This is a genomic window from Streptomyces daliensis (genome assembly GCF_054782395.1).
In genome coordinates, this window is sequence record NZ_BAAGSO010000116.1 from 7,931 (window position 1) to 27,765 (window position 19,835).

The following is a 19,835-nucleotide window of genomic DNA, read 5'->3' on the forward strand; positions in this document are numbered from 1 at the left end:
CGTCGCCCTGCTGCGGCGCCCCGCCACAGTCGAGAAGGTCGCCGAACGGCTGCGCCCGTACCTGGAGGACACGGGCACGGGGAAGGGTACGGGGACCGGTACTGGCACCAGCACCGGCATCCTGCGCCCGCTGCCGGGGGGCGGCGCACGAGCGCCCCTCTTCCTCGCCCATCCGGCGGGCGGCACCACCGCCGTCTACCGCCCCCTGGCCCAGCGCCTCGGCGCCCCCGGACCGGGGCGGCCCTGCGTCGGCCTGGAGCGGCTGCCCGAGCTGCCCTCGGTCTCCGAACGCGCCCACGAGTACGCCCGGGTCATCCGCGAGGCCGAGCCCGAGGGCCCCTGGACGCTGGGCGGCTGGTCCTACGGCGGGCTGCTCGCGCAGGAGACGGCGCGGCTGCTGACCGAGGCGGGCGGCACCGTGCGCGCGCTCGTCCTCATCGACACGGTGCTGCCCCTCCCCGCACCGGGGCTGCCGCCGCTGGCGGAGGCACGCCGCAGGTTCGCGGCCTTCGCGGAGTACGTGGAGGCCACGTACGGGCACCCGCTGCCCCTCCCGTACGAGGAACTCGCGCTCATGGACGACGCGGGCCAGGTCGATCTCGTCGTCAAGGCGCTGGAGCAGGCCGTCGACCCGCCCGCCGCCGTACTGGAGCACCAGCGCACCTCGTACCTCGACCTGCGCAGCGGCGAGCGGCACACGCCTCACCCGTACGGAGGACGCACCCTCCTGCTGCGGGCGACGCAGGAGGCGCCGCACAGCGTGCGGGACGAGCGGTACACGCGCACGGACGAGGCGCTGGGCTGGGACGCGTACTGCTCCGACCTCACCGTCGTGCCCGTGGAGGGGCACCACCTCTCCCTGCTCGACCCGCCCGCCGTCGACACCCTCGCCCGCCACCTCACCGCCTACCTCGAAGGGTGACCCCGCCATGCCCCGGCCAGCCCCGTCCCCGTCCCCGTCTTCGTCCCCGTGCCCGGTTCCCAGAACCCGTGGCCGGCACCGTGCGCCGCGCCGCTCCCGCGCCGTCGTGCTCGCCGTCGTCTTCGTGACGACGGCGGGGCTCGGTGCCCTCCCCGTCACCGCCTCCGGCGCGCCGGGCGGCGAGTCCGCCGCCTCCGCCACCTCCGGCAGGACCGGCGGGCCCTCGGCTGTCGGCACCACGGTCGCGGGCGGCGCCCGTGTGGTCTCCGAGGAGTGGACGGACGAGCGCACCGTCGAGCTGAAGGTCGAGTCACCGGCCGTGGGCAAGACCCTGCCCGTGCGGCTGCTGCTCCCCACTGGGTGGAAGGACCGGCCCGACCGCACCTGGCCCGTCCTCTACCTTCTCCAGGGAGCGCACGACGACTACACGTCCTGGACGCGCGAGACGGACATCGAGAGCTTCACGGCGGACAAGGACGTCATCACCGTCATGCCGGAGTCGGGCCCGACGGGCATCCCCACCGCCTGGTGGAACAGCGGGCGCGGCGGCCCCGACTACGAGGCGTTCATCCTGGAGGAGGTCACCGCGATCCTGGAGGCGAGCTACCGCGCGGGCGACGCGCGTGCCGTCGCCGGAGTGTCGACCGGCGGCTACGGCGCCATGGCCTTCGCCTCCCGGCACCCCGGCATGTTCGGGGCAGCCGCCGCCTACAGCGGCATCCTGCACACCCGGCTCCCCTCGGTACCCACCCTCCTCTTCGCGATCGTGGCCCGCGAACTGCTCAGCCCGCTGTCCATGTGGGGCAGCCCCCTCTTCCAGAGCGACAACTGGAAGGCCCGCGACCCGTACGCGCAGGCCGAGAAGCTGCGGGGCACCGAGCTGTACATCTCGGCGGGCACCGGCATCGTCGGCGGCGGGGACGACGACCCGCTGGACGGGAAGATCCTGGAAAGCTCCGTGTGGCCCACCACGAAGTCCTTCACCAACCGTCTGGAGGACCTGGACATCCCCGCCACCGTCGATCTCTACACCGGGGGCGCGCACGCGTGGCCGTACTGGCAGCGGGAGTTCCACGACTCCTGGCCCGAGCTGGCCAAGGGCCTGGGGCTGCCCGCGTCTCCGTCTCGAGGCTGACAGCCTCGGGACGGAGGCGGAGGACGATCTCCCACCCGTATCGTGGCTCGCCTGATGCCGGGTAGGTGCAGGGGCGGAGCAGGACATGTGAGTCGTCCCCTGCGGAAGGGCGGGCAAGGTGAGGGTCCTCGGCGGGCCGCGGCAGCAGTCGGCGAGCACACGCGAACGGGCGGACGGGGAGAACGCGGGCGAGGAGAAGAACGCGGACGGAGCGGACGCGGGCGAGGAGAAGAACGCGGACGGAGCGGACGCGGGCGGGGAGAAGAGCGAGAACGGAGCGGGCGCGGGCGGAGAGCGTACGGCGGAGGGTGCCGGTGACACGGCGGCCACCGGCCCCGCGTCCGCCCCTGCCCCCGGCTCCGATCTCGCCGGCCGCCGCGAGACCGCCCGCCGCGTCCTCCGCCGCGCCGCCACCCCCGCACAGGCGCCGCACCCGCCGCTCAAGCCCGCGCCGGGTGCCTATCGCGCCGCCCTGCGCCGCACCCCGGCCTCCATCTGGAACGACGACGTCTCGGACTGGGCCGCGGCCCTCACCTACTACGCCATACTCGCGCTGCTCCCCGCGCTGTTGGTGACCGTCACCCTCATCGGCCTGGCCAGCCCGGCGGCGACGCAGGACCTCATCGATCAGATCGTGTCCCTCGCCCCCGCCGACGCGGGGCACGCGCTGCGCGGCGCGCTGGAGGACATGGCGCACGAGCGGTCCGCGTTCTGGCTGCTGGCGGGCGCCGGCACCGTCAGCGCGCTGTGGTCGGCTTCCAGCTATCTCGCCGTGTTCCGCCGCGCCCTGCACGGCATGCACCGGGTCAAGGACAGCCGCCCGGCCCTGCGCAAGGCGCACTTCATCGTGCTGACGGCCCTGGCGCTGCTGGCCCTGCTGGTCACCAGCGCCGTGGTGCTCGTGGTCAGCGGGCCGCTGGCGCGGACGCTGGGCGGCTGGTTCGGGACGGGCGATGCGGGTGCGGCCACCTGGTCCCTGCTGAAGTGGCCCTTCCTGCTGTGCCTGGTGGCGCTGCTGGTGCTCGTGCTCTTCCGCTCGGGCCCGCCGGTCTCCCGCGCGATGTACCACGGCGCCCCTGGCGGGGTCCTCGCCGTGCTGCTGTGGCTGGTGGCCTCGGCGGGCTTCGCGCTGTACGCCTCCCACTTCGCCGCGTACAGCCGCCTGTACGGCTCGCTCGCGGGCGTCGTCGTCTTCCTCATCTGGCTGTGGTTCTCGAACCTGGCGCTGCTGACCGGCGCCCAGTTCAACGCCGAGCTGACGCGCGTGGCGTCCCCCGCCGGGGAGCCCGATGCCGGTAGGAACGGGGGTGACGAACCCATATCGGACGCGCCGTGCATACCGTCCGTGCCGCCCGCACAGAGCACGCGGCACACGGAGCACACGCGGCGCGCACAGGAGTAGCCCATGAGCGTCGCCCTGGCCCTGTTCACCGCCGATCTGCGGCTGCACGACAACCCCGTGCTGCGTGCCGCGCTCTCGGGCGCGGACGAGGTGGTGCCGCTGTTCGTCCTGGACGAGGGGGTGCGGGCCGCGGGATTCGACGCGCCCAACCGTCGCGCGTTCCTCGCCGACTGCCTGGCCGATCTCGACGCGGGCCTGCGCGAGCGGGGCGGGCGGCTGGTGGTGCGCGAGGGGGATGCCGTCGCCGAGACGGCGCGGGTCGCGGCGGAGGCCGGCGCGCGGGACATCCACGTCGCGGGCGGCGTCAGCGGCTACGCACTGCGCCGCGAGGAGCGGCTGCGCGAGGAGCTGGAGGGGCAGGGGCACCGCCTGCGGGTCCACGACGCCGTGGTCACCGCGCTCCCGCCGGGCGCCGTGACCCCGCAGGGCCGCGATCACTTCGCCGTCTTCACCCCGTACTTCCGGCGCTGGGAGCGGGAGGGGCAGCGCTCGGTCATGGGGGCGCCGCGCGTGGTGCGGGTGCCCGAGGGGGTGCGGTCGGCGCGGGTGCCCGCGCGGTCCGGGGTGAAGGGTGCATCGCCGGGGGTGGCCAAGGGCGGCGAGAGCGAGGGCCGAAGGCGGTTCACGGCCTGGCGCAAGGGCCCGCTGAACGCGTACGAGGACCGGCACGACGACCTCGCGGGCGACGCCACCTCGCGGCTCTCGCCGCATCTGCACTTCGGCACGCTCTCGCCCGTCGAACTCGTGCACCGGGCGCGTTCGGCGGGCGGCGCGGGTGCCGAGGCGTTCGTACGGCAGTTGGCCTGGCGTGACTTCCACCATCAGGTGCTGGCGGCCCGGCCCGCGTCCTCGCACGAGGACTACCGCGGCCACCGCGACGACTGGCGCGGCGACGGCGAGGAGGCCGACGCCTGGCGGGAGGGGCGTACGGGGTATCCCGTCGTGGACGCGGCGATGCGGCAGTTGCGGCACGAGGGGTGGATGCACAACAGGGGGCGGCTGCTGGCGGCGAGCTTCCTGACGAAGACGCTGTACGTGGACTGGCGCGTCGGCGCCCGGCACTTCCTGGAACTGCTGGTGGACGGGGACGTCGCGAACAACCAGCTCAACTGGCAGTGGGTGGCGGGCACGGGCACCGACACCCGCCCCAACCGGGTCCTCAACCCGCTGTCGCAGGCCCGGCGCTTTGATCCGGACGGCACGTACGTGCGGCGCTGGGTGCCCGAACTCGCCGGCGTCGAGGGGTCTGCCGTCCACCAGCCCTGGAAGCTGCCCGCCGAGCGCCGCGAGAAGCTCGACTACCCGGAGCCCCTCGTGGACCTCGCCGACGGCCTGGCCCGCTTCCGCCGCGCACGCGGCCTGGACTGACCGCGCCGCGGCCGGTTTTTCTCCGCGCGGCGGGCGATGAGGCGATGAGTTCTCCGTGTGTCCCAGGTCTCTTCTTCGACGGCACGACACGCCCTGGAGAGGACACCGCCATGACATCGCCGACCTTCGACCCGGCCGCCACCCCTGCATCCTCCCCTTCCGACGTCCCCGCTCCCAGCACCGCGGCCAGGCCCGGCCGCAAGACGAACATCGCGCTGTGGACGTTCCAGATCCTCACCGCCGCGCTCATGTTCAACGGCGCGGTGATCAAGTACCTGGCGAGCGAGGAGACCGTGGAGGCGTTCGCCAAGTTCGGAGTCGGCGACTGGTTCCTCTACTTCATCGCGACCGCCGAACTCGTCGGCGGGATAGCCCTCCTGATCCCCCGCCTGGCCGGTGCCGCGGCCTGCGCCTTCGCGCTGATGATGGTGGGCGCCGCCATCAGCGAGGTCCTGGTGCTGAAGAGCGGCATGCTGGCGGGCCCGCTGGTGACGCTGGCGGTCGTCTCCTTCATCGCCTGGGGCCGCCGTGACAGTACCCGGGACCTGGTCAGGCAGCTCAGCTCCCCGCTCCGCCGCGCCTGACCGTCGACGGCCGGTGTGGTGGCCGCGTACCCGACCGGTACGCGGCCACCACACCGGCCGTTGGCATGCGCCCGCCACGCGCCATGCGCCATGCGCCATACGCCACGCGGGGCGCGGCGGTCAGCGGGCCAGCGTCGCGCGGATGCTCTTGCCGCCGCCCGGCGGCGAGAGGGTCACGGCCACCTCGGCCGCCAGATGACGGACCAGCGGCCAGCCGAAACCACCCGAGGCCCCCTTCAGATCGGCGGGCCGCTCGTGCGGGGGAGTGGCCGACGGGTCGCGTACGACGACGTCGACGGTCCCCTTGCCCGCGTACAGCTTCAGGGACGTGAGTCCTCCGGCGTGCCGGAGCGCGTTGGTGACGAGTTCCGAGACGACGAGCAGCACGGTGTCCGTGGTTTCCGGGGTCGGCTGCGGGGAGAGCGCGTGCAGGAAGTCGCGTGCGAGATCACGGGCCTGCGCCGCCGTGCCAGGGCGGCCGGGCACAGGACGAGGTCCGGTCCCACGCTGTGCTGTGGTCTCCGGGGCGTGCATGCTTCTCACTCCACTCGATGGACGACGATCCTTTGCGGTGCGTCCCTGGGGCGCATGCCCGTACATGCCGTCAGCTAACGCCATCGTGCCCTACGGACCGCCGCGGAAGTGCCCCGGCCCCTCCCCGCCGGAGGCTTTCGCGGACGGTCCGGGTTAGCGTGTCGCGTCTTGAGACCTCGGACCGATGGGCAGAATGCCCGAGACCGTCACCACAAGGAGCGCCCATGGATATGAGCTTGGAGGCGTTGCTGGAGCAGATTCGCGAACGGGGGAACTACCGGACCCTTCAGGAGGCGGCCGGTGCCACGCAGGCCGTGCTCGAAACCCTCGGCGCGCACCTCGTGGACGAGGACCGTGCGCGGCTCGCCACATTTCTCCCGCAACTTTGCGCACCCCTGCTCACCCCTGCCCCGTCCGCCCCGCCCCGACCGTCCTCGACGGCTCCGGGAGCGATGAAGGGGCCGCCGCCGGGGAGCGAGCCACTGACGTTCCAGGTCTTCCTGGACAAGGTCGGCACCCGGCACGGCGGCAGCCCCGAAACCGCCCGCAGAGACGCGGACGCCGTGCTCTCCGTCATCGCGGAGAGAGCGGACGACAAGCTCATCCGCCGCATTCTGGACTGGCTCCCGCCGGGCCACGCGGCCCTCTTCGGCCTTCCCGAGCCCGGCTGAGCCGGGCCGTGCCGGGCGGCGTCCGCCGCGCGGCGACGGTCCGTACTTGGCCTGGATCGGGGTGGCCGAAGAGGAGACCCTCCCAGGAAGAGGAGAGTCTGCTTCGGCCGGACCCGCGCCCGCAGGCGGTCGCCGGGGCGCCGGATGATGGAGTGAGCGGGACGGGCGGACCAGGGAAACCACCGTGGCCACCAGGGCCGCCGGGACCGGCGGAGCCGCCGTGACCACCGGAGCCGCCGTGACCAACGGCACTGCCGGGACCACCGACGACACGTGAGGAAACGCCGATGGCGGGTAGGGCGAGCCCTATGCCAGGACGACTGAGCACATGGGACAAGGCCGCCTTCCGCGCCGTCGCCACCCGCGACTGGCCGAAGGCCGAGGGCGTGCTGCCACGGCTGAGCCGCAGCGCCGACCACAACAAGCTGTGGATGGGTGTCGCCGCCGGGATCGTGGTCTCCGGGATCGGGGGCCCGCGCGCCCGGCGCGGCGCGGTGCGCGGACTCGCCTCGCTGGCCGCGGCTTCGGCGGTGGTCAACACCGTCGCCAAGTGGTCGGTGCGCCGCAACCGCCCCGTCCTCGACGCCGTTCCCGTCATACGGCAGCTCCAGCGCCAGCCGCGCACCACCTCCTTCCCGTCCGGCCACTCCGCCTCGGCTGCGGCGTTCGCGACCGGCGTGGCCCTGGAGTCGAAGGGCTGGGGAGCGGCGGTGGCGCCGGTGGCGGCCTCCGTCGCGTTCTCGCGCGTCTACACCGGCGTGCACTACCCGAGCGACGTCCTCGCGGGCGTCGCCATAGGCGCGGCGACGGCGTTCACCGTACGCGCTGTGCTCGCGCGCCGCCCGCAGATCCCGCCCGCGCAGCCGCTCGTGGAGGCCCCCGCGCTGCCCGAAGGCGGCGGCCTGTCCGTCGTCGTCAACCCCGGCTCCGGCTCCGCCGCCTTCGCGGAGGAGGTGCGCGGCGCGCTGCCCGAGGCCGAGCTGATGATGTGGGAGCCGGAGTCGGGACCGCTGTCCGAGGTGCTGGACAAGACGGCGCAGAAGGCGGCCGAGTCCGGTGGCGCGCTCGGCGTGTTCGGCGGCGACGGCACCGTCAACGTGGCGGCCCGTCTCGCGCAGCAGCACGGGGTGCCGCTGGCGGTGCTGCCGGGCGGCACGTACAACCACCTCGCACAGGACCTCGGCATCCACGCCTCGGCCGACGCGGCGCGCGCCGTCGAGAACGGCGAGGCCGTCGCCGTCGACCTCGCCCGCTTCAGCCCGGGCCCCGGCAGCGCCGAGGGCGACGAGACGCCCGGACACTTCCTGAACACCTTCAGCCTGGGCTCGTACGGCGAACTCGTGGAGGTACGGGAGCGCTGGGCGGGCCGCATCGGCCCCTGGGCGGCCGGAGTGGTGGCCGCGCTGCACGTGCTGCGCACCTCCCGCCCGTTCGAGGCGACGGTGAACGGCAGGAAGCGCTCGCTGTGGCTGCTGTTCGTGGGCAACTGCTCGTACAACGGCTTCGCCACGGGATCCGTCAGGCGCTACAACCTGTCCGACGGCATGCTCGACATCCACGTCGTGCGCGGCGGCCACTGGGCCCGTACCCGGCTGGTCGCGGCGGCGCTGACGGGGCTGCTGCACCGCTCGCCCGTGCACGCCGCCGCGCGCGGGCGGCGGCTGCGGATCACGGGGATCTCCGAGGGCACGATCTGCGCCTTCGACGGCGAGACGGCCCCCGCGCCCCGGGACATGCTCCTCGACAAGGAGGACCGCGCCCTCACCGTCTACCGGCCCCTGCCGCAGTGGCTCAGCGGGGGCCCGCTGGCGCGGGGTGACAGCGCGGTCTGACGTGGTGCTCCGACGGAGTGTTCTGACGGGGGCGTCCGACGCGGTGGTCCGGCGCTGGTCCGACGGGCGCGTGCTGTGGGCCGCCCGGACCCGGCGGCCGTCCGTTCAGCGGACCCTTCGGGCCGACCGTTCCTCCGGGACGAGGCGGTCCACGCGGACCCGGACCGAGGCGACCGGTATGCCGGTCAACAGTGCCGTGCGCGCCGCGACATGGCGCCGTACGGCGGCGCAGAGCGCGGCGAGGTCGGCGGGGTAGGGCAGGGCGAGGCGCACGGTGACCACGGCTCGGCCGCGCCGCACGACGGCGCGGCCCCTGGCGCCTGTCCCGTCCGTCCCGTCAGCCTCGTCCGTCCGGCCTCGCGGCCCCCGGTCCTCCCGCGTCCACCGCTGGACGGCCTCCTCGGCGGCGCGCGCGGCGACGCGGCCGACGACCCGTTCGGCGATCACGGTCGCGCCACGCGCGGGTGCGGGCACGGGCGGGGACGTCGGCGCGGGCGGGACCGGATGCGCGGGCGGGGGAGCGGGGGTGGTGGGTTCGTCCGTCACCGCACGCGGGTCTCGGTCTCTTCCTCCGCCTCGTCGTCGGGCAGCCGGACGTCGATGACCGAGACGTTGACCTCGACGACCTCCAGCGCCGTCATGCGCTCGACGGCCGCGATCACGTTCTCGCGCAGGGCCGCAGCCACGTCGGCGATCGGCACCCCGTACTCCACGACGATGTCGACGTCGATCGCGGTCTGCCGCTGGCCGACCTCCACCTTCACGCCCTGTGCCACGTCGGGGCGGCTTCCGGGGACGCGTTCGCGTACGGCGCCGAGCCGCCGTGCCAGCCCGCCGCCGAGCGTGTGGACGCCGGGCACCTCGCGGGCCGCCATACCGGCGATCTTCTCGACGACGCCGTCCGCGATGCTCGTCCGCCCACGGGTCGCGGGCGGCGTGTCCGCGCCGGGCGCGCTCTCCTGGACGGTCGTCGCGCTGCCGCCGGACTTGCGCAGCGTGCCGCCTCCCGCGTTGCCGCCGCCTCCGGTGGTGCCGGTGCGGCGGTTCTCAGGGATGCCGGGGACGCCGGGTACTGCGCCCGTTTCCGAGGCGCTGGTGCCCGCGCCCTGCGGGTCGTTGACCGACGGTGGTGGTGTCTGTGGGGCCATGGCTGTCTCCTCGCTCCTCGGGGCCCGGACAGTGCGCGCGCTGTGCGTTGCGCGGTGCGCGGTGCCGCTCTCGCGGGCCCCTGTGACGGCCGGGCGGGACGTGTCCCGTCGACCCGGCCCTTCCTCGTGCGGCTCTGTACGGCTCTGTACGGCTCTGCGGAGAGGTGCTGCGGTGCGCGTTACTCGGTGGAGCGCGAGCCCCCGGGGTGCCGCGAAAGCCACCCCGTAAACCTGCCCGCCCTGCCCGTCCTGCCGGTCCTGCCCGCCCTGCCCGTCCTGTCCGCCTTCGCGGGCCTGGCGGCCTTCGTCCTCCCGTCGGGCCGCGTGCGGCGGTTCCACCAGTGGCGGCGCGGCGGGTGCAGCGCACGGCCCAGCCTGCGGCCCAGCAGCAGATAGCCGAGCACGGCGCCCGCGCTGTTGAGCAGCACGTCGTCGATGTCGAAGGCGCGCCCGGTGACCAGCGTGCCCTGGACCAGTTCCACCGCGAGCATCACCAGCCCCGTGGCCAGCGTCACCCGCAGCAGGCCGCGTGCGCGCGGCAGCAGTACCGGGAGCAGGAGCCCGAACGGCACGCCCAGCAGGATGTTGCCGCCCAGTTGCTTGACCGTGTCGCGGAAGGCGGGCTGGTCCAGGTAGGCGCGTATCGAGTCGCCGGGGTGGAGGTTGCTGTGCGTGAACCGTTCGGAGGCGGCCGAGGGCTCCAGCGTCAGCCGCGACAAGACGACCGCGAAGGCCACCATCCCGGCGAACGCCACCAGCATCGCCAGCACCCGCACCAGGAGGGGCGCCCCGCCGCGCCGCCCAGCTCCAGCTCCGGCCCTGGACCTGGCCCTGGTCCCGGAGCCGTGCTCCTCGGGCGGGCCTCCGGAGGTCATCGTCGCCTTGCCGTTCAGGACCGTGCGAGCCATCAGGCACCCCCGGTGTCGGTGTCGGCGTTCCATGCCACGCGTTACCCCTGTTGGCCATGACCATGCCCAGCGGGTCGAGAGCGGCCGGGCCGGAAGGCCCTCCCCCGGATACGTCAACTGGCCGTGCCAGACTGCGCGTTCAGGGGGACATCCAGGAACGGAGGCACCGCCGGAGGCGTCGGTGCGGGGGTCACTCTCGGGCTGTTCGCCGCGTGGGCGGCGCACGACGCCGAGGAGGTCGCGACGGGCCCGCGCTGGATCGCGGCCCGGCTGCCCGAACTGCGCGAGCGCCTGCCGTCGGTGCCGGAACGGGTATGGCGCGCACTGGAGGGCGTCGACGCGCGGGAGTTCGCGGTGGCGGTCAGCGGAGTGGGCCTCGTCGTCGCCGCGGCGGCGGCCGACGGACACCGTACGGGCGGCAGGTCCGGCTTCTACCAGTCCACGCTCACCGGGTTCGGCCTCCACGGAGTCGTCCATCTCGCGCAGGCCGCCGCGGTACGGGGATACACGCCAGGGGTGGCGACCACCCCGCTGGTGGTGCTCTCCTTCACGCTCTGGGCGCGCGGCAGGCTCCGGCGCGCCGGGGTGCTGCGGGCCACCCGCGTGCGCGAGGCGATGGGCGGGCTCGCCATGGCGGGGCTCGTCACGGTGGCGTCGCACGCCGTGGCCGGGCGGGTCACGCGACGCCGGGGCTGACGGCCGGGCGGCGGCCCCCGGGCACCGGGGCCCCGGCGGGCGGGGCGGGACTCGCCGCGCAGGTCAGGGCTTCCCCGGCCGGGTGCGAGGGGCGACGTGGGGTTACGGTCGGCAGACGGGACGCGTGTGGCGCCGCACCCCGAGCGCGGCGCCCACCCCCTGAACCTGCCGCCCTGCACTCCCACGAGACCGGAGCCCCACCCGCACCATGCGCCTGCTGCTGATCCGACACGGCCAGACCACCTCGAACCTCTCCCACTCCCTCGACACCGCCGCACCGGGGCCCGGCCTCACCGGGCTCGGCGAGCGGCAGGCGGCGGCGCTCCCGGCCGCCCTCGCCGCCGAGGACGTCGGGGCCCTGTACGTCTCCACGCTCACCCGCACTCAGCTCACGGCCGCGCCGCTCGCGGCGGAGCGCGGCCTGACGCCCGTCGTCAGGGACGGGATCAGGGAGCTTGCGGCGGGTGAGCTGGAGATGCGCAATGACGAGGAGGCGATCGAGGCGTATCTCACCACCGCCTTCGCCTGGTCGGCGGGGGACACGGAGCTGCGGATGCCGGGCGGGGAGAGCGGAGCCGAGGCGCTGGGGCGGTTCGACGAGGTGGTGGAGGAGGCGGCCGTCGCCGCCTCAGGAACGGGGACGGCGGCGCTCGTCAGCCACGGCGCGGCCATCCGCATGTGGACCGCTGCCCGTGCCTGGAACGTGGACGTGACGTTCGCCGCCGAGCACCCGCTGAGCAACACCGGCGTGGTCGTCCTGGAGGGCGAGCCCGGCAAGGAGTGGCGGGCGCTCTCGTGGACCGGCGTCGCCATCGGCGGCCCCGGGGTCGAGGACGCGGGCGCGGACGGCGCCGCGGCGCACGTCGTCACGGACCCGCAGCCGCCGAACTGAGCGGGGCGGGGGCCACGGCCACGCGGGGAGCGCACGTGGCGGGTGTGCCCGACCGGCCGCCACGGGGCCGGAGTTGCCCTGGTGTGCTGAGGGAGCGTCGGCAGTAGGGTGCTCGCGTTCGAGGTCCCCGGAGGGCTGCCGAGCCCTCATGACGAGGAGGGCTCATGCGCGTACGTCCCCGTTCCTGGCTGTTCCCGGCGCTGGCCGTTTCGACGACGCTCACGGCGGCGCTGATCGTCGTGCCCCAGTCCGGCGGGCAGGGCCCCGAGCGGGCCGCCGCCGCTACCACGACCGCCGTCCGCGAAGGGCCGGAGAACCCGGCGAACCCGAGGACCCCGAGGACCCCGAGGACCCCGGAGAAGCGTCCCGGCAAGGCCGAGCCCGACGCGCACGACGTCGTCCTCGCCGTGCACGGCGGCGCCGGAACGGCACTGGACAGGGACGAGACGACCCCCGCGCAGGAGAAGGCGTACCGCGACGGGCTGACCGAAGCGCTGCGCGCGGGCCAGAAGGCGCTGCGGCGCGGCGGCGACAGTGTGCGCGCCGTGGAGGCCGCCGTACGCGAACTGGAGGACAACCCCCTGTTCAACGCGGGCAAGGGCGCCGTCTTCAACGAGGACGCGGGCCACGAACTCGACGCCTCCGTCATGCGCGGCTCCGACCTGGCGGCGGGCGCGGTCGCGGGCGTACGGCATGTGCGCAACCCGATATCGGCGGCCCGGCTGGTCATGGAGAAGACCAAGCACGTGATGCTCGCGGGGGAGGGTGCCGACGACTTCGCGGCCCGCAACGGCCTGCCGACGGTCACCCAGGACTACTACTGGACGCAGAAGCGCTGGGACGAGCTGATGAGGGCCAAGGCGGCCGAGAAGAAGAACGGGCGGGGAGCGGAGGGTACGGACGGCGGGTCAGCGACCAAGGGCACCGTGGGCGCCGTCGCCGTGGACGGTGAGCGGGACATGGCCGCCGCGACCTCGACCGGCGGGCTGACGAACAAGATGGCGGGCCGGGTCGGCGACTCACCCGTCGTCGGCGCCGGTACGTACGCCGACAACCGTACGGTCGCGGCCAGCGCCACCGGCGCGGGCGAGGTCTTCATCCGGGGCGCCGCCACCTCGGCCATCTCCCACCTGATGGAGTTCGGCGACAAGGACCTGGCCCCCGCCGCCTACGAGGTGCTGATCGAGCGGCTGCCGGAACTGGGCGGCGAGGGCGGGGTGATCGCGCTGGACCGCGACGGCGAGTTCGACGCACCGCACAGCAGCCCCGGCATGCTGCACGGGTATCTCACTGAGGACGGTGACATCACCACCAAGATCTTCCCGGACGAGGCCCCGCCCAACAGCTGAGCACCGAGCGCCCGCGGCCCCACACCGCACCCCCCACACACACAAGGAGAAACCCCGTGCCCGCACCCGCACACCGGGAGTCCGCCGCCGACACCGTCCTCACCGGAGCCCGCGTCCGCACGCTCGACCCGGAGCGGCCCTGGGCGAGCGCCGTCGCCGTCAGGGACGGGCGGATCGCCGCCGTGGGCGAGGCACACGACGTACGGGACTGGCGCGGCCCGCGCACCACCGTGCTCGACCTCGCGGGCGCCACCCTCGTCCCCGGCCTCGTGGACAGCCACAGCCACCCGGTCTGGGGCGTCGAGATGGCCACGGGCGCCGACCTGTCCGGTTGCCGCGACCTGCCGTCGCTGCGCGCGGCTCTCGCGGACGCGGCCCGCGCCGCGCGCCCCGGTGCGTGGGTGCAGGCGTGGGGCCTGGACCACAACGCGTTCGGCGGGCGCCCCGTGCACCGGGACCTCGTCGAGGACGCGCTCGGCGGCGCGCCCGCCCTCATCCGCCTCTACGACGGCCACTCGGCCCTGGTCAACGGTCCAGCGCTGGAGGCCGCCGGCATCGACGGGCCCCGCGACTTCGACCAGCGCGCCTCCGTCGTCTGCGACGCCGAAGGGCGCCCGACGGGCCACCTCGTCGAGCACGCGGCCATGGAACTGCTCCGGCCCGTGCTGCCGCGCCCGACCCCCGAGCAGCGCAGGGCCGCACTGGTCACATCCCTGCGCGAGATGGCAGCCGCCGGGCTGACGGGCGCCCATGTGATGGACCTTCAGGAGGACGTGCCCGCACTGCTCTCCGGTATCGAGGAGGGGGAGGAGGGCGCCGGTGTGCTGCCGGTGCGGCTGCGCATCGCGCCCTGGTGCATGCCGGGCGACGGCGCCGAAGCACTCGACCACCTCGTCGCACTCCAGGGCAGGGGCGGCCGGCACTGGCGGATCGAGGGCGTCAAGTTCTTCATGGACGGCACCGTCGAGGGCGGCACCGCGTGGCTGGAGCACGCCGACTGCCACGGCCAGGGCACCCACGCGTTCTGGCCCGACCCGCGCGACTACGCGCGCGCCGTGCGCCACCTGGCCCGCGCCGACGTGCGGACCGCGACGCACGCCATCGGCGACGCGGCGGTACGGCATGTGCTGGACACGGTCGCCGGGCTCGGCGGGGGACAGCGCGGGCGGCACCGCATCGAGCACATCGAGACGCTGCCCACCGACCAGATCGCCCGCTTCGCGCCGCTCGGCGTCGCCGCGTCGATGCAGCCGACGCACACCGCGTACACCCGCGCCGACCACACCGACGAATGGTCGCGGCGGATCGGCGCCGAACGCGCGGCACGGGCCTGGCGCTGCCGCGACCTGCGCGACAGCGGCGCCGTCCTGGCGCTCGGCTCCGACTGGCCGATCGCGCACTACGACCCGCGCCGGGTGATGGCCGCTGCCCGGCTGCGTCGGCTGCCGGGCGAGCCGGGCACCCCACCCGTCGGGCCCGAGCAGGCGCTGACCGGACTCATGGCGCTGGAGGGCTGCACCTCGCACGCCGCGCTCGCAGCGGGCGAGGAGGCGCACGCGGGCCGGGTGGCGCCCGGCTGCCGCGCCGACCTCACGGCCCTCGCGCTCGACCCGGTCACCTGCCCGCCCGACGAACTCGCCGAAGCGCCCGTCCGCCTGACGATGACGGGCGGCCATGTGACACACCGCGCGTGAACACGCCGTGCGGGGGCCGTCCTACGATGCGATGCATGAATCCTGCACCCACCACCACTCCGGCGCGTACGGCGGTGATCGGAGGCGGCGGCATAGGCGGCCTCGTCGCCGCGCTCCTGCACGAGGCGGGCCACGACGTCACCCTCTGCCTGCGCGCTCCTCTGGACGAGCTGACGGTGCACACCGACGGCCAAGTGCTGCGTCCGGCCCTGTCGTTCGCCACGCGCCCCGAGGAACAGCGCCCCGTCGAGTGGCTGTTCCTCACCACCAAGGCCCAGGACACCGAGGGCGCGGCCGACTGGCTGCGTCAGCTGTCGGGGCCGGGCACCACGGTCGTCGTCGTCCAGAACGGCGTCGACCACGCCGCACGTGTCTCTCCGCTGCTGCCGCCCGGCGCCGACGTGCTGCCCGCGCTCGCCTACATGTCGACGGAGCGCGTCGCGCCGGGCCGTATCGTGCACCACGCCGCCAACGAACTCCACGTCCCGGCGGGTGCGTCGGCCGATGGGCTGTGCGCCCTGCTCGCGGACAGCGGGATCGAGGTCAGGCCCGTCACCGACTTCACCACGGCGATCTGGCGCAAGCTGTTCACCAACCTCGCGGCCAACCCCGTCACAGCGCTGCTCCAGCAGCGCATCCGCGTCCTCGGCGAGCCCGGGATGCACCAGCTCGCCGGGGACATCCTGCGCGAGGCGGCCGAGGTCGGCCGCGCGGAGGGCGCGGACATCGGCGAGGAGGACGTGCGCCGCACCCTGGCCATGTACGAGCGGGTCCCGGCCGACGGCGGCACCTCCATGCTCTACGACCGGCTCGCGGGCCGCCCCCTCGAACACGAGCACATCACGGGCCCCGTCGTCCGCGCCGGTGAGCGCCACGGCATCCCCACTCCGCTCAACGGGATGCTCCTGACCCTGCTGCGCGCCGTGGACCGCGACCTGCGCGCGCAGAGCGCCTGACGGCGTCGGCCCGCGCCCCCGGACGCACCCTTCCGCCCCCTGCCCTGAGCCGGTGCGGGAGCCGGGCGTCGGATCCAGCGGCCCCGCCGTCGTCGCTGACTGGACATGCCGGACATGGCTGGACGCCGACGCGGGAAGTCTGGTGGCAGCGCTGCCAGTTGCCCCACCGCGCCGCCCATGACCCCTGCCCCGTCGAGCCCGCCGCGCCCTGCGGACGCCGCCACTACCGCCCTTCCGCGAGTCGGTGACGTATCGGTGGGGACACCCGGAGCGGCACTCCCGAGCGGCACCGGAGCCGTCAGCGCATCCCCTCCACGAAGCACCCGCACCGCACCGCACCGGAGAGGCCCCACCGTGACCAACCCTCGACGCCACGGCCCCCCGACCGCCCCCGTCCCCACCCTCACCCGCAACCCCGCCCCCACCCCCACCCCCACTCCCGCCCCCACCTTCCACGGGCCGGGAGGCCGCGCGGGCAAGGGCGCGGACTGGTGGCGGCAGGCCGTCGTCTACCAGGTGTATCCCCGCAGCTTCGCCGACTCCGACGGCGACGGCATCGGTGACCTCCCCGGCCTCGTCTCCCGGCTCCCCTACCTCGCGGACCTGGGCGTGGACGCACTCTGGCTCAGCCCCTTCTACCCTTCCGCGCTCGCCGACGGCGGCTACGACGTGGCGGACTACCGCGACGTCGACCCCCGCCTCGGCACCCTCGACGACTTCGACCTCCTGATCGGCAGGGCCCACCGCCTCGGCCTCAAGGTCATGGTCGACATCGTCCCCAACCACTCCTCCGACCAGCACATCTGGTTCCAGGAGGCCCTGCGCGCCGCACCCGGCTCGGCGGCGCGCGAGCGCTACATCTTCCGCGCGGGCAAGGGCGCGCACGGCGAACTCCCGCCCACCGACTGGATGTCCTGCTTCGGCGGCCCGGCCTGGACCCGGCTCCCCGACGGCTGGTGGTACCTCCACCTCTTCACCCCCGAGCAGCCCGACTTCAACTGGGACAACCCCGAGGTCCGCGAGGAGTTCCGGCGCGTGCTGCGGTTCTGGGCGGACCGAGGCGTGGACGGCTTCCGCGTCGACGTCGCGCACGGCTTCGCCAAGGACCTGGCCGAACCGCTGCGCGACATCGGCACCGTTTCGAGCTACGAACCCGACGACCTCCCGGAGGACGGCAGCCACCCGTTCTGGGACCGGGACGAAGTGCACGAGATCTTCCGGGGCTGGCGGAAGGTCTTCAACGAGTACGACCCGCCGTGCGTCGCCGTCGCCGAGGCGTGGGTACGCAACTCCCGCCGCACCGCGTACGCGACGGCACAGGAACTGGGCCAGGCGTTCAACTTCGACTTCCTCGCAGCGCCGCTCCAAGCCCCGGCCCTGCGCGCCTCCATCGACACCGCGCTCGCCGAGGCACGCTCGGCCGGAGCCACCGCGACGTGGGTGCTCTCCAACCACGACGTGATCCGGCACGCCTCCCGCTACGCGCTGCCCGAGGGCACGGACCCCGAGGCATGGCTGCTCTCCGACGGCACCGAGCCCGCCGCCGACCCCGCTGCCGGGCTGCGCCGGGCGCTGGCGGCGACGCTGCTGATGCTCGCGCTGCCCGGCTCCAGCTACCTCTACCAGGGCGAGGAACTGGGACTGCCCGAGGTCGCGGAGCTGCCCCGCGAAGCCCTCCAGGACCCGGTCTGGGCCCGCAGCGGAGGCCGCCTCAAAGGGCGCGACGGCTGCCGCGTACCCCTGCCGTGGACACGCCGCGGCCCCTCAGCCGGGTTCGGCGACGGCGGCTCCTGGCTGCCGCAGCCCGAGGACTGGGGCAGCCTGTCGGTCCAGGCGCAGGAAGGCGACCCGGGCGCGCCCCTGGAGCTGTACCGCGAGGCGCTGCGGCTGCGGCGCGAACTGGTGGCCGACGAGGCGCTGGCGTGGGCGGGCGACGAGTCGCTCACGGCCGACGGGGTGCTGCACTTCCGCCGCTCGGACGGCTGGGAGTGCGTCGCCAACCTGTCCGACGCGCCCCGGGCGCTGCCCGACCCCGACGCGGAACTCCTGCTGGCCTCCGCACCGTTGGACGACGGCGCGACGGAACTGCCGCCCTGGACGACGGCCTGGTTCCGCGCCCGTACGCACTGACAACGGCGCTGACGCGGGATCAGCGGCCGTTCGGCAGGTGCGCGGTGTCGTTGAAGCGCAGCAGGCTCCAGTGGTCCGTCGACTCGTCGTAGTCCCACTCCGTGATGGAGGCGAGGCCAGGATTGACTCGGGCGCGGGCGCCCGTGCCCGCGCCGGGGTGCGGGACGGCGAGCAGTGTCAGGAAAGCGCGCACGATGAACCCCGCGTGGGTGACGGCGACGACCTTACGGCCCTGGTACCGGCGCGGCAGTTCGGCCAGCGTGCCGCGCACCCGGTCCACGAACGCGTTCCAGCTCTCGCCGCCGGGCGAGAGCGGCCGGTCGGGGTCGGCCCGCGGGTCGAGCGAGCCGTACCGTGCGACGAAGCGTTCCCTGGTCAGCCCGTCGCCCTCGCCCGGGTCCGGCTCGGACAGGGCGCGCACGCAGCGGATGCCCGTCGCCGAGGGCAGCGCGGGCGCCAGCCTGCGGGCCGTCTCGTGCGCGCGGGGCACCGTGCTGGACAGGAGCACGTCAGCGGGCTCCTCCTCGGCGGCCAGCCGGTGCCGCAGCGCGTGGGCCTGCTCGCGCCCGCGCGGGGTCAGCCCGGGGCACCCGCGTTCGCCGGCGACCAGGTCGAGCTGTGAGTGCGCGGACTCACCGTGGCGGATCAGGAGGAGACGCATGGCTACCGATCGTAGGCACAGCCGTACGCAGCCGCTCGGGCCCCCGTCCCTTTCCGGCGTTCACACCCTTCACGCCTCTTCCGTGGCGTGCGCCGCATGGGCCCGCACCCGCACGGCAACGGTACGGGTGTGCTCGCGGCAAGGCGCGGGCCACCGGGCGGGCGAGGGGCGGCCGTTCCTTCGGCCACACACCCGTTCCGGGCGAAGCGAGAGGGAAAGGGGAGCGCGATGACCTCCGCTGCGGTTGTCACCAAGGAAGAGATCGAAGAGAAGGTGCGCGGGCGGCTGAGGGAGGAACTCGCCGCCTCGGACGAGCAACTGGCGTACCGGAGCGAGCTGATCACCCTGCCCGGTGCCTCGCCGTCGAAGCTCCTGCGGGCAAGCCGCGCCATCGAGCGTGACTTCAACGTCTCGTGCCTCGGTACGAACGCGGACTGGTTCACCTCTGTCCGCGTCGGCGTGGAACGGGTCTCGAAGGCTCTCGGTCCGCGCTTCGAGGGGTGACGCTCCCTTCGCGGGGTGCGGAAGGAAACACAGGGTTCCCCCTTCGCTGGGCTGCGCCGCTTCACGGGGTGCGACGTTGACCGCCTCACGGGGTGCGTGTTTCTTGTGGGGGTGCGCCTGTTGTGGGTGCCCCTTTGGGGGTTCGTTCGCGTGTGGCGGGCCGGTGGCACGGGTTGTGCCCACCCGTCCCGCCCGCGGGACGATTGCCCACAACATTTTTGGCGCCGTCGCCAGTGGGGGCGTCGCTGGGTGCGCCTTGGGGTTTCGTTGCCGGGTGCGGCTGTGTGGCTTCGGCGCGGCGTGTGGTTGCGGTGCGACGCGGCTGGCGCCGCGTGATTCTCGGTTTCGGTCGTGGTTATGGGGTGCCTGTGTGGTGGGGGTCGGTGCCGCGGTGGGGTGTCTCCTCGGGCGGCGACAAGTGCGGGTCGGTTTTTCGGCTGTCTGTACAT

At 74.3% G+C, this 19,835-nt stretch carries 19 protein-coding genes; 14 read left to right on the plus strand and 5 right to left on the minus strand.

All coding sequences use genetic code 11. The annotated features are described in order from the left end of the window. The 5 genes from ACYVOO_RS31465 to ACYVOO_RS31485 form a co-directional block, all read left to right on the plus strand. Nucleotides 1-922, plus strand: a 922-nt coding sequence (locus tag ACYVOO_RS31465) for a thioesterase domain-containing protein (protein ID WP_461019120.1), incomplete at its 5' end; no start/stop codon positions are given. A 106-nt stretch (nt 923-1,028) separates the two neighbouring features. Next, the gene (locus ACYVOO_RS31470; RefSeq protein WP_461019121.1) at nt 1,029-2,057 is read left to right on the plus strand and encodes an alpha/beta hydrolase; all 1,029 of its coding nucleotides are present in this window, start codon (nt 1,029-1,031) and stop codon (nt 2,055-2,057) included. Between the two features lie 472 nt (nt 2,058-2,529). Next, nucleotides 2,530-3,459, plus strand: coding sequence for a YihY/virulence factor BrkB family protein (locus ACYVOO_RS31475; protein ID WP_461019147.1), 930 nt, complete (start codon nt 2,530-2,532; stop codon nt 3,457-3,459). A gap of 3 nt (nt 3,460-3,462) precedes the next feature. Continuing rightward, a complete protein-coding gene (locus ACYVOO_RS31480; protein ID WP_461019122.1) occupies nt 3,463-4,827 on the plus strand; it encodes a cryptochrome/photolyase family protein in 1,365 nt (454 codons plus the stop codon). A 110-nt stretch (nt 4,828-4,937) separates the two neighbouring features. Continuing rightward, complete coding sequence (locus ACYVOO_RS31485; protein WP_461019123.1) at nt 4,938-5,411, plus strand: DoxX family protein; 474 nt, start codon at nt 4,938-4,940, stop codon at nt 5,409-5,411. 120 nt (nt 5,412-5,531) lie between these two features. On the opposite strand, the gene ACYVOO_RS31490 is transcribed toward ACYVOO_RS31485, so the two are convergent. Continuing rightward, nucleotides 5,532-5,897 carry an ATP-binding protein gene (locus tag ACYVOO_RS31490; RefSeq protein ID WP_461019124.1) on the minus strand — a complete coding sequence of 122 codons (366 nt, stop codon included), beginning with the start codon at nt 5,895-5,897 and terminating at the stop codon, nt 5,532-5,534. Between the two features lie 272 nt (nt 5,898-6,169). Between ACYVOO_RS31490 and ACYVOO_RS31495 the strand changes: the two genes are divergently transcribed. Together ACYVOO_RS31495 and ACYVOO_RS31500 are read left to right on the plus strand one after the other, a co-directional pair. Next, nucleotides 6,170-6,616 carry a DUF2267 domain-containing protein gene (locus tag ACYVOO_RS31495; protein ID WP_453351117.1) on the plus strand — a complete coding sequence of 149 codons (447 nt, stop codon included), beginning with the start codon at nt 6,170-6,172 and terminating at the stop codon, nt 6,614-6,616. 308 nt (nt 6,617-6,924) lie between these two features. Further along, nucleotides 6,925-8,448 carry a phosphatase PAP2 family protein gene (locus ACYVOO_RS31500; protein WP_461019125.1) on the plus strand — a complete coding sequence of 508 codons (1,524 nt, stop codon included), beginning with the start codon at nt 6,925-6,927 and terminating at the stop codon, nt 8,446-8,448. A gap of 105 nt (nt 8,449-8,553) precedes the next feature. On the opposite strand, the gene ACYVOO_RS31505 is transcribed toward ACYVOO_RS31500, so the two are convergent. From ACYVOO_RS31505 to ACYVOO_RS31515, 3 genes are all read right to left on the minus strand, one after another. Next, nucleotides 8,554-8,994 (minus strand): hypothetical protein, encoded by a 441-nt coding sequence (locus ACYVOO_RS31505; RefSeq protein WP_461019126.1) that lies wholly within the window; start codon nt 8,992-8,994, stop codon nt 8,554-8,556. Then, nucleotides 8,991-9,596 carry an Asp23/Gls24 family envelope stress response protein gene (locus tag ACYVOO_RS31510; RefSeq protein WP_461019127.1) on the minus strand — a complete coding sequence of 202 codons (606 nt, stop codon included), beginning with the start codon at nt 9,594-9,596 and terminating at the stop codon, nt 8,991-8,993. The genes ACYVOO_RS31505 and ACYVOO_RS31510 overlap by 4 nt, the downstream gene beginning before the upstream one ends. Nucleotides 9,597-9,775: 179 nt before the next feature. Further along, complete coding sequence (locus ACYVOO_RS31515) at nt 9,776-10,471, minus strand: VanZ family protein (protein WP_461019148.1); 696 nt, start codon at nt 10,469-10,471, stop codon at nt 9,776-9,778. Nucleotides 10,472-10,627: 156 nt separating this feature from the next. Between ACYVOO_RS31515 and ACYVOO_RS31520 the strand changes: the two genes are divergently transcribed. From ACYVOO_RS31520 to ACYVOO_RS31545, 6 genes are all read left to right on the plus strand, one after another. Further along, the gene (locus tag ACYVOO_RS31520; RefSeq protein WP_461019128.1) at nt 10,628-11,200 is read left to right on the plus strand and encodes an HXXEE domain-containing protein; all 573 of its coding nucleotides are present in this window, start codon (nt 10,628-10,630) and stop codon (nt 11,198-11,200) included. A 208-nt stretch (nt 11,201-11,408) separates the two neighbouring features. After that, nucleotides 11,409-12,092, plus strand: a complete 684-nt coding sequence (locus ACYVOO_RS31525) for a histidine phosphatase family protein (protein WP_461019129.1) — start codon at nt 11,409-11,411, stop codon at nt 12,090-12,092. Nucleotides 12,093-12,256: 164 nt separating this feature from the next. After that, the gene (locus tag ACYVOO_RS31530; RefSeq protein ID WP_461019130.1) at nt 12,257-13,441 is read left to right on the plus strand and encodes an isoaspartyl peptidase/L-asparaginase family protein; all 1,185 of its coding nucleotides are present in this window, start codon (nt 12,257-12,259) and stop codon (nt 13,439-13,441) included. A gap of 56 nt (nt 13,442-13,497) precedes the next feature. Further along, the gene (locus ACYVOO_RS31535) at nt 13,498-15,135 is read left to right on the plus strand and encodes an amidohydrolase (RefSeq protein ID WP_461019131.1); all 1,638 of its coding nucleotides are present in this window, start codon (nt 13,498-13,500) and stop codon (nt 15,133-15,135) included. A gap of 35 nt (nt 15,136-15,170) precedes the next feature. Beyond that, nucleotides 15,171-16,091, plus strand: a complete 921-nt coding sequence (locus tag ACYVOO_RS31540) for a 2-dehydropantoate 2-reductase (RefSeq protein ID WP_461019132.1) — start codon at nt 15,171-15,173, stop codon at nt 16,089-16,091. A 354-nt stretch (nt 16,092-16,445) separates the two neighbouring features. Beyond that, entirely contained in the window at nt 16,446-18,221 is a 1,776-nt protein-coding gene (locus ACYVOO_RS31545; protein ID WP_461019133.1) for a glycoside hydrolase family 13 protein, read from the plus strand. 19 nt (nt 18,222-18,240) lie between these two features. Here the strand turns inward: ACYVOO_RS31545 and ACYVOO_RS31550 are convergent, their stop codons facing one another. After that, nucleotides 18,241-18,882 (minus strand): histidine phosphatase family protein, encoded by a 642-nt coding sequence (locus ACYVOO_RS31550; RefSeq protein ID WP_461019134.1) that lies wholly within the window; start codon nt 18,880-18,882, stop codon nt 18,241-18,243. A 228-nt stretch (nt 18,883-19,110) separates the two neighbouring features. On the opposite strand from ACYVOO_RS31550, the gene ACYVOO_RS31555 reads away from it, so the two are divergent. Next, entirely contained in the window at nt 19,111-19,386 is a 276-nt protein-coding gene (locus ACYVOO_RS31555) for a hypothetical protein (protein ID WP_461019135.1), read from the plus strand. Nucleotides 19,387-19,835: the final 449 nt, after the last annotated feature.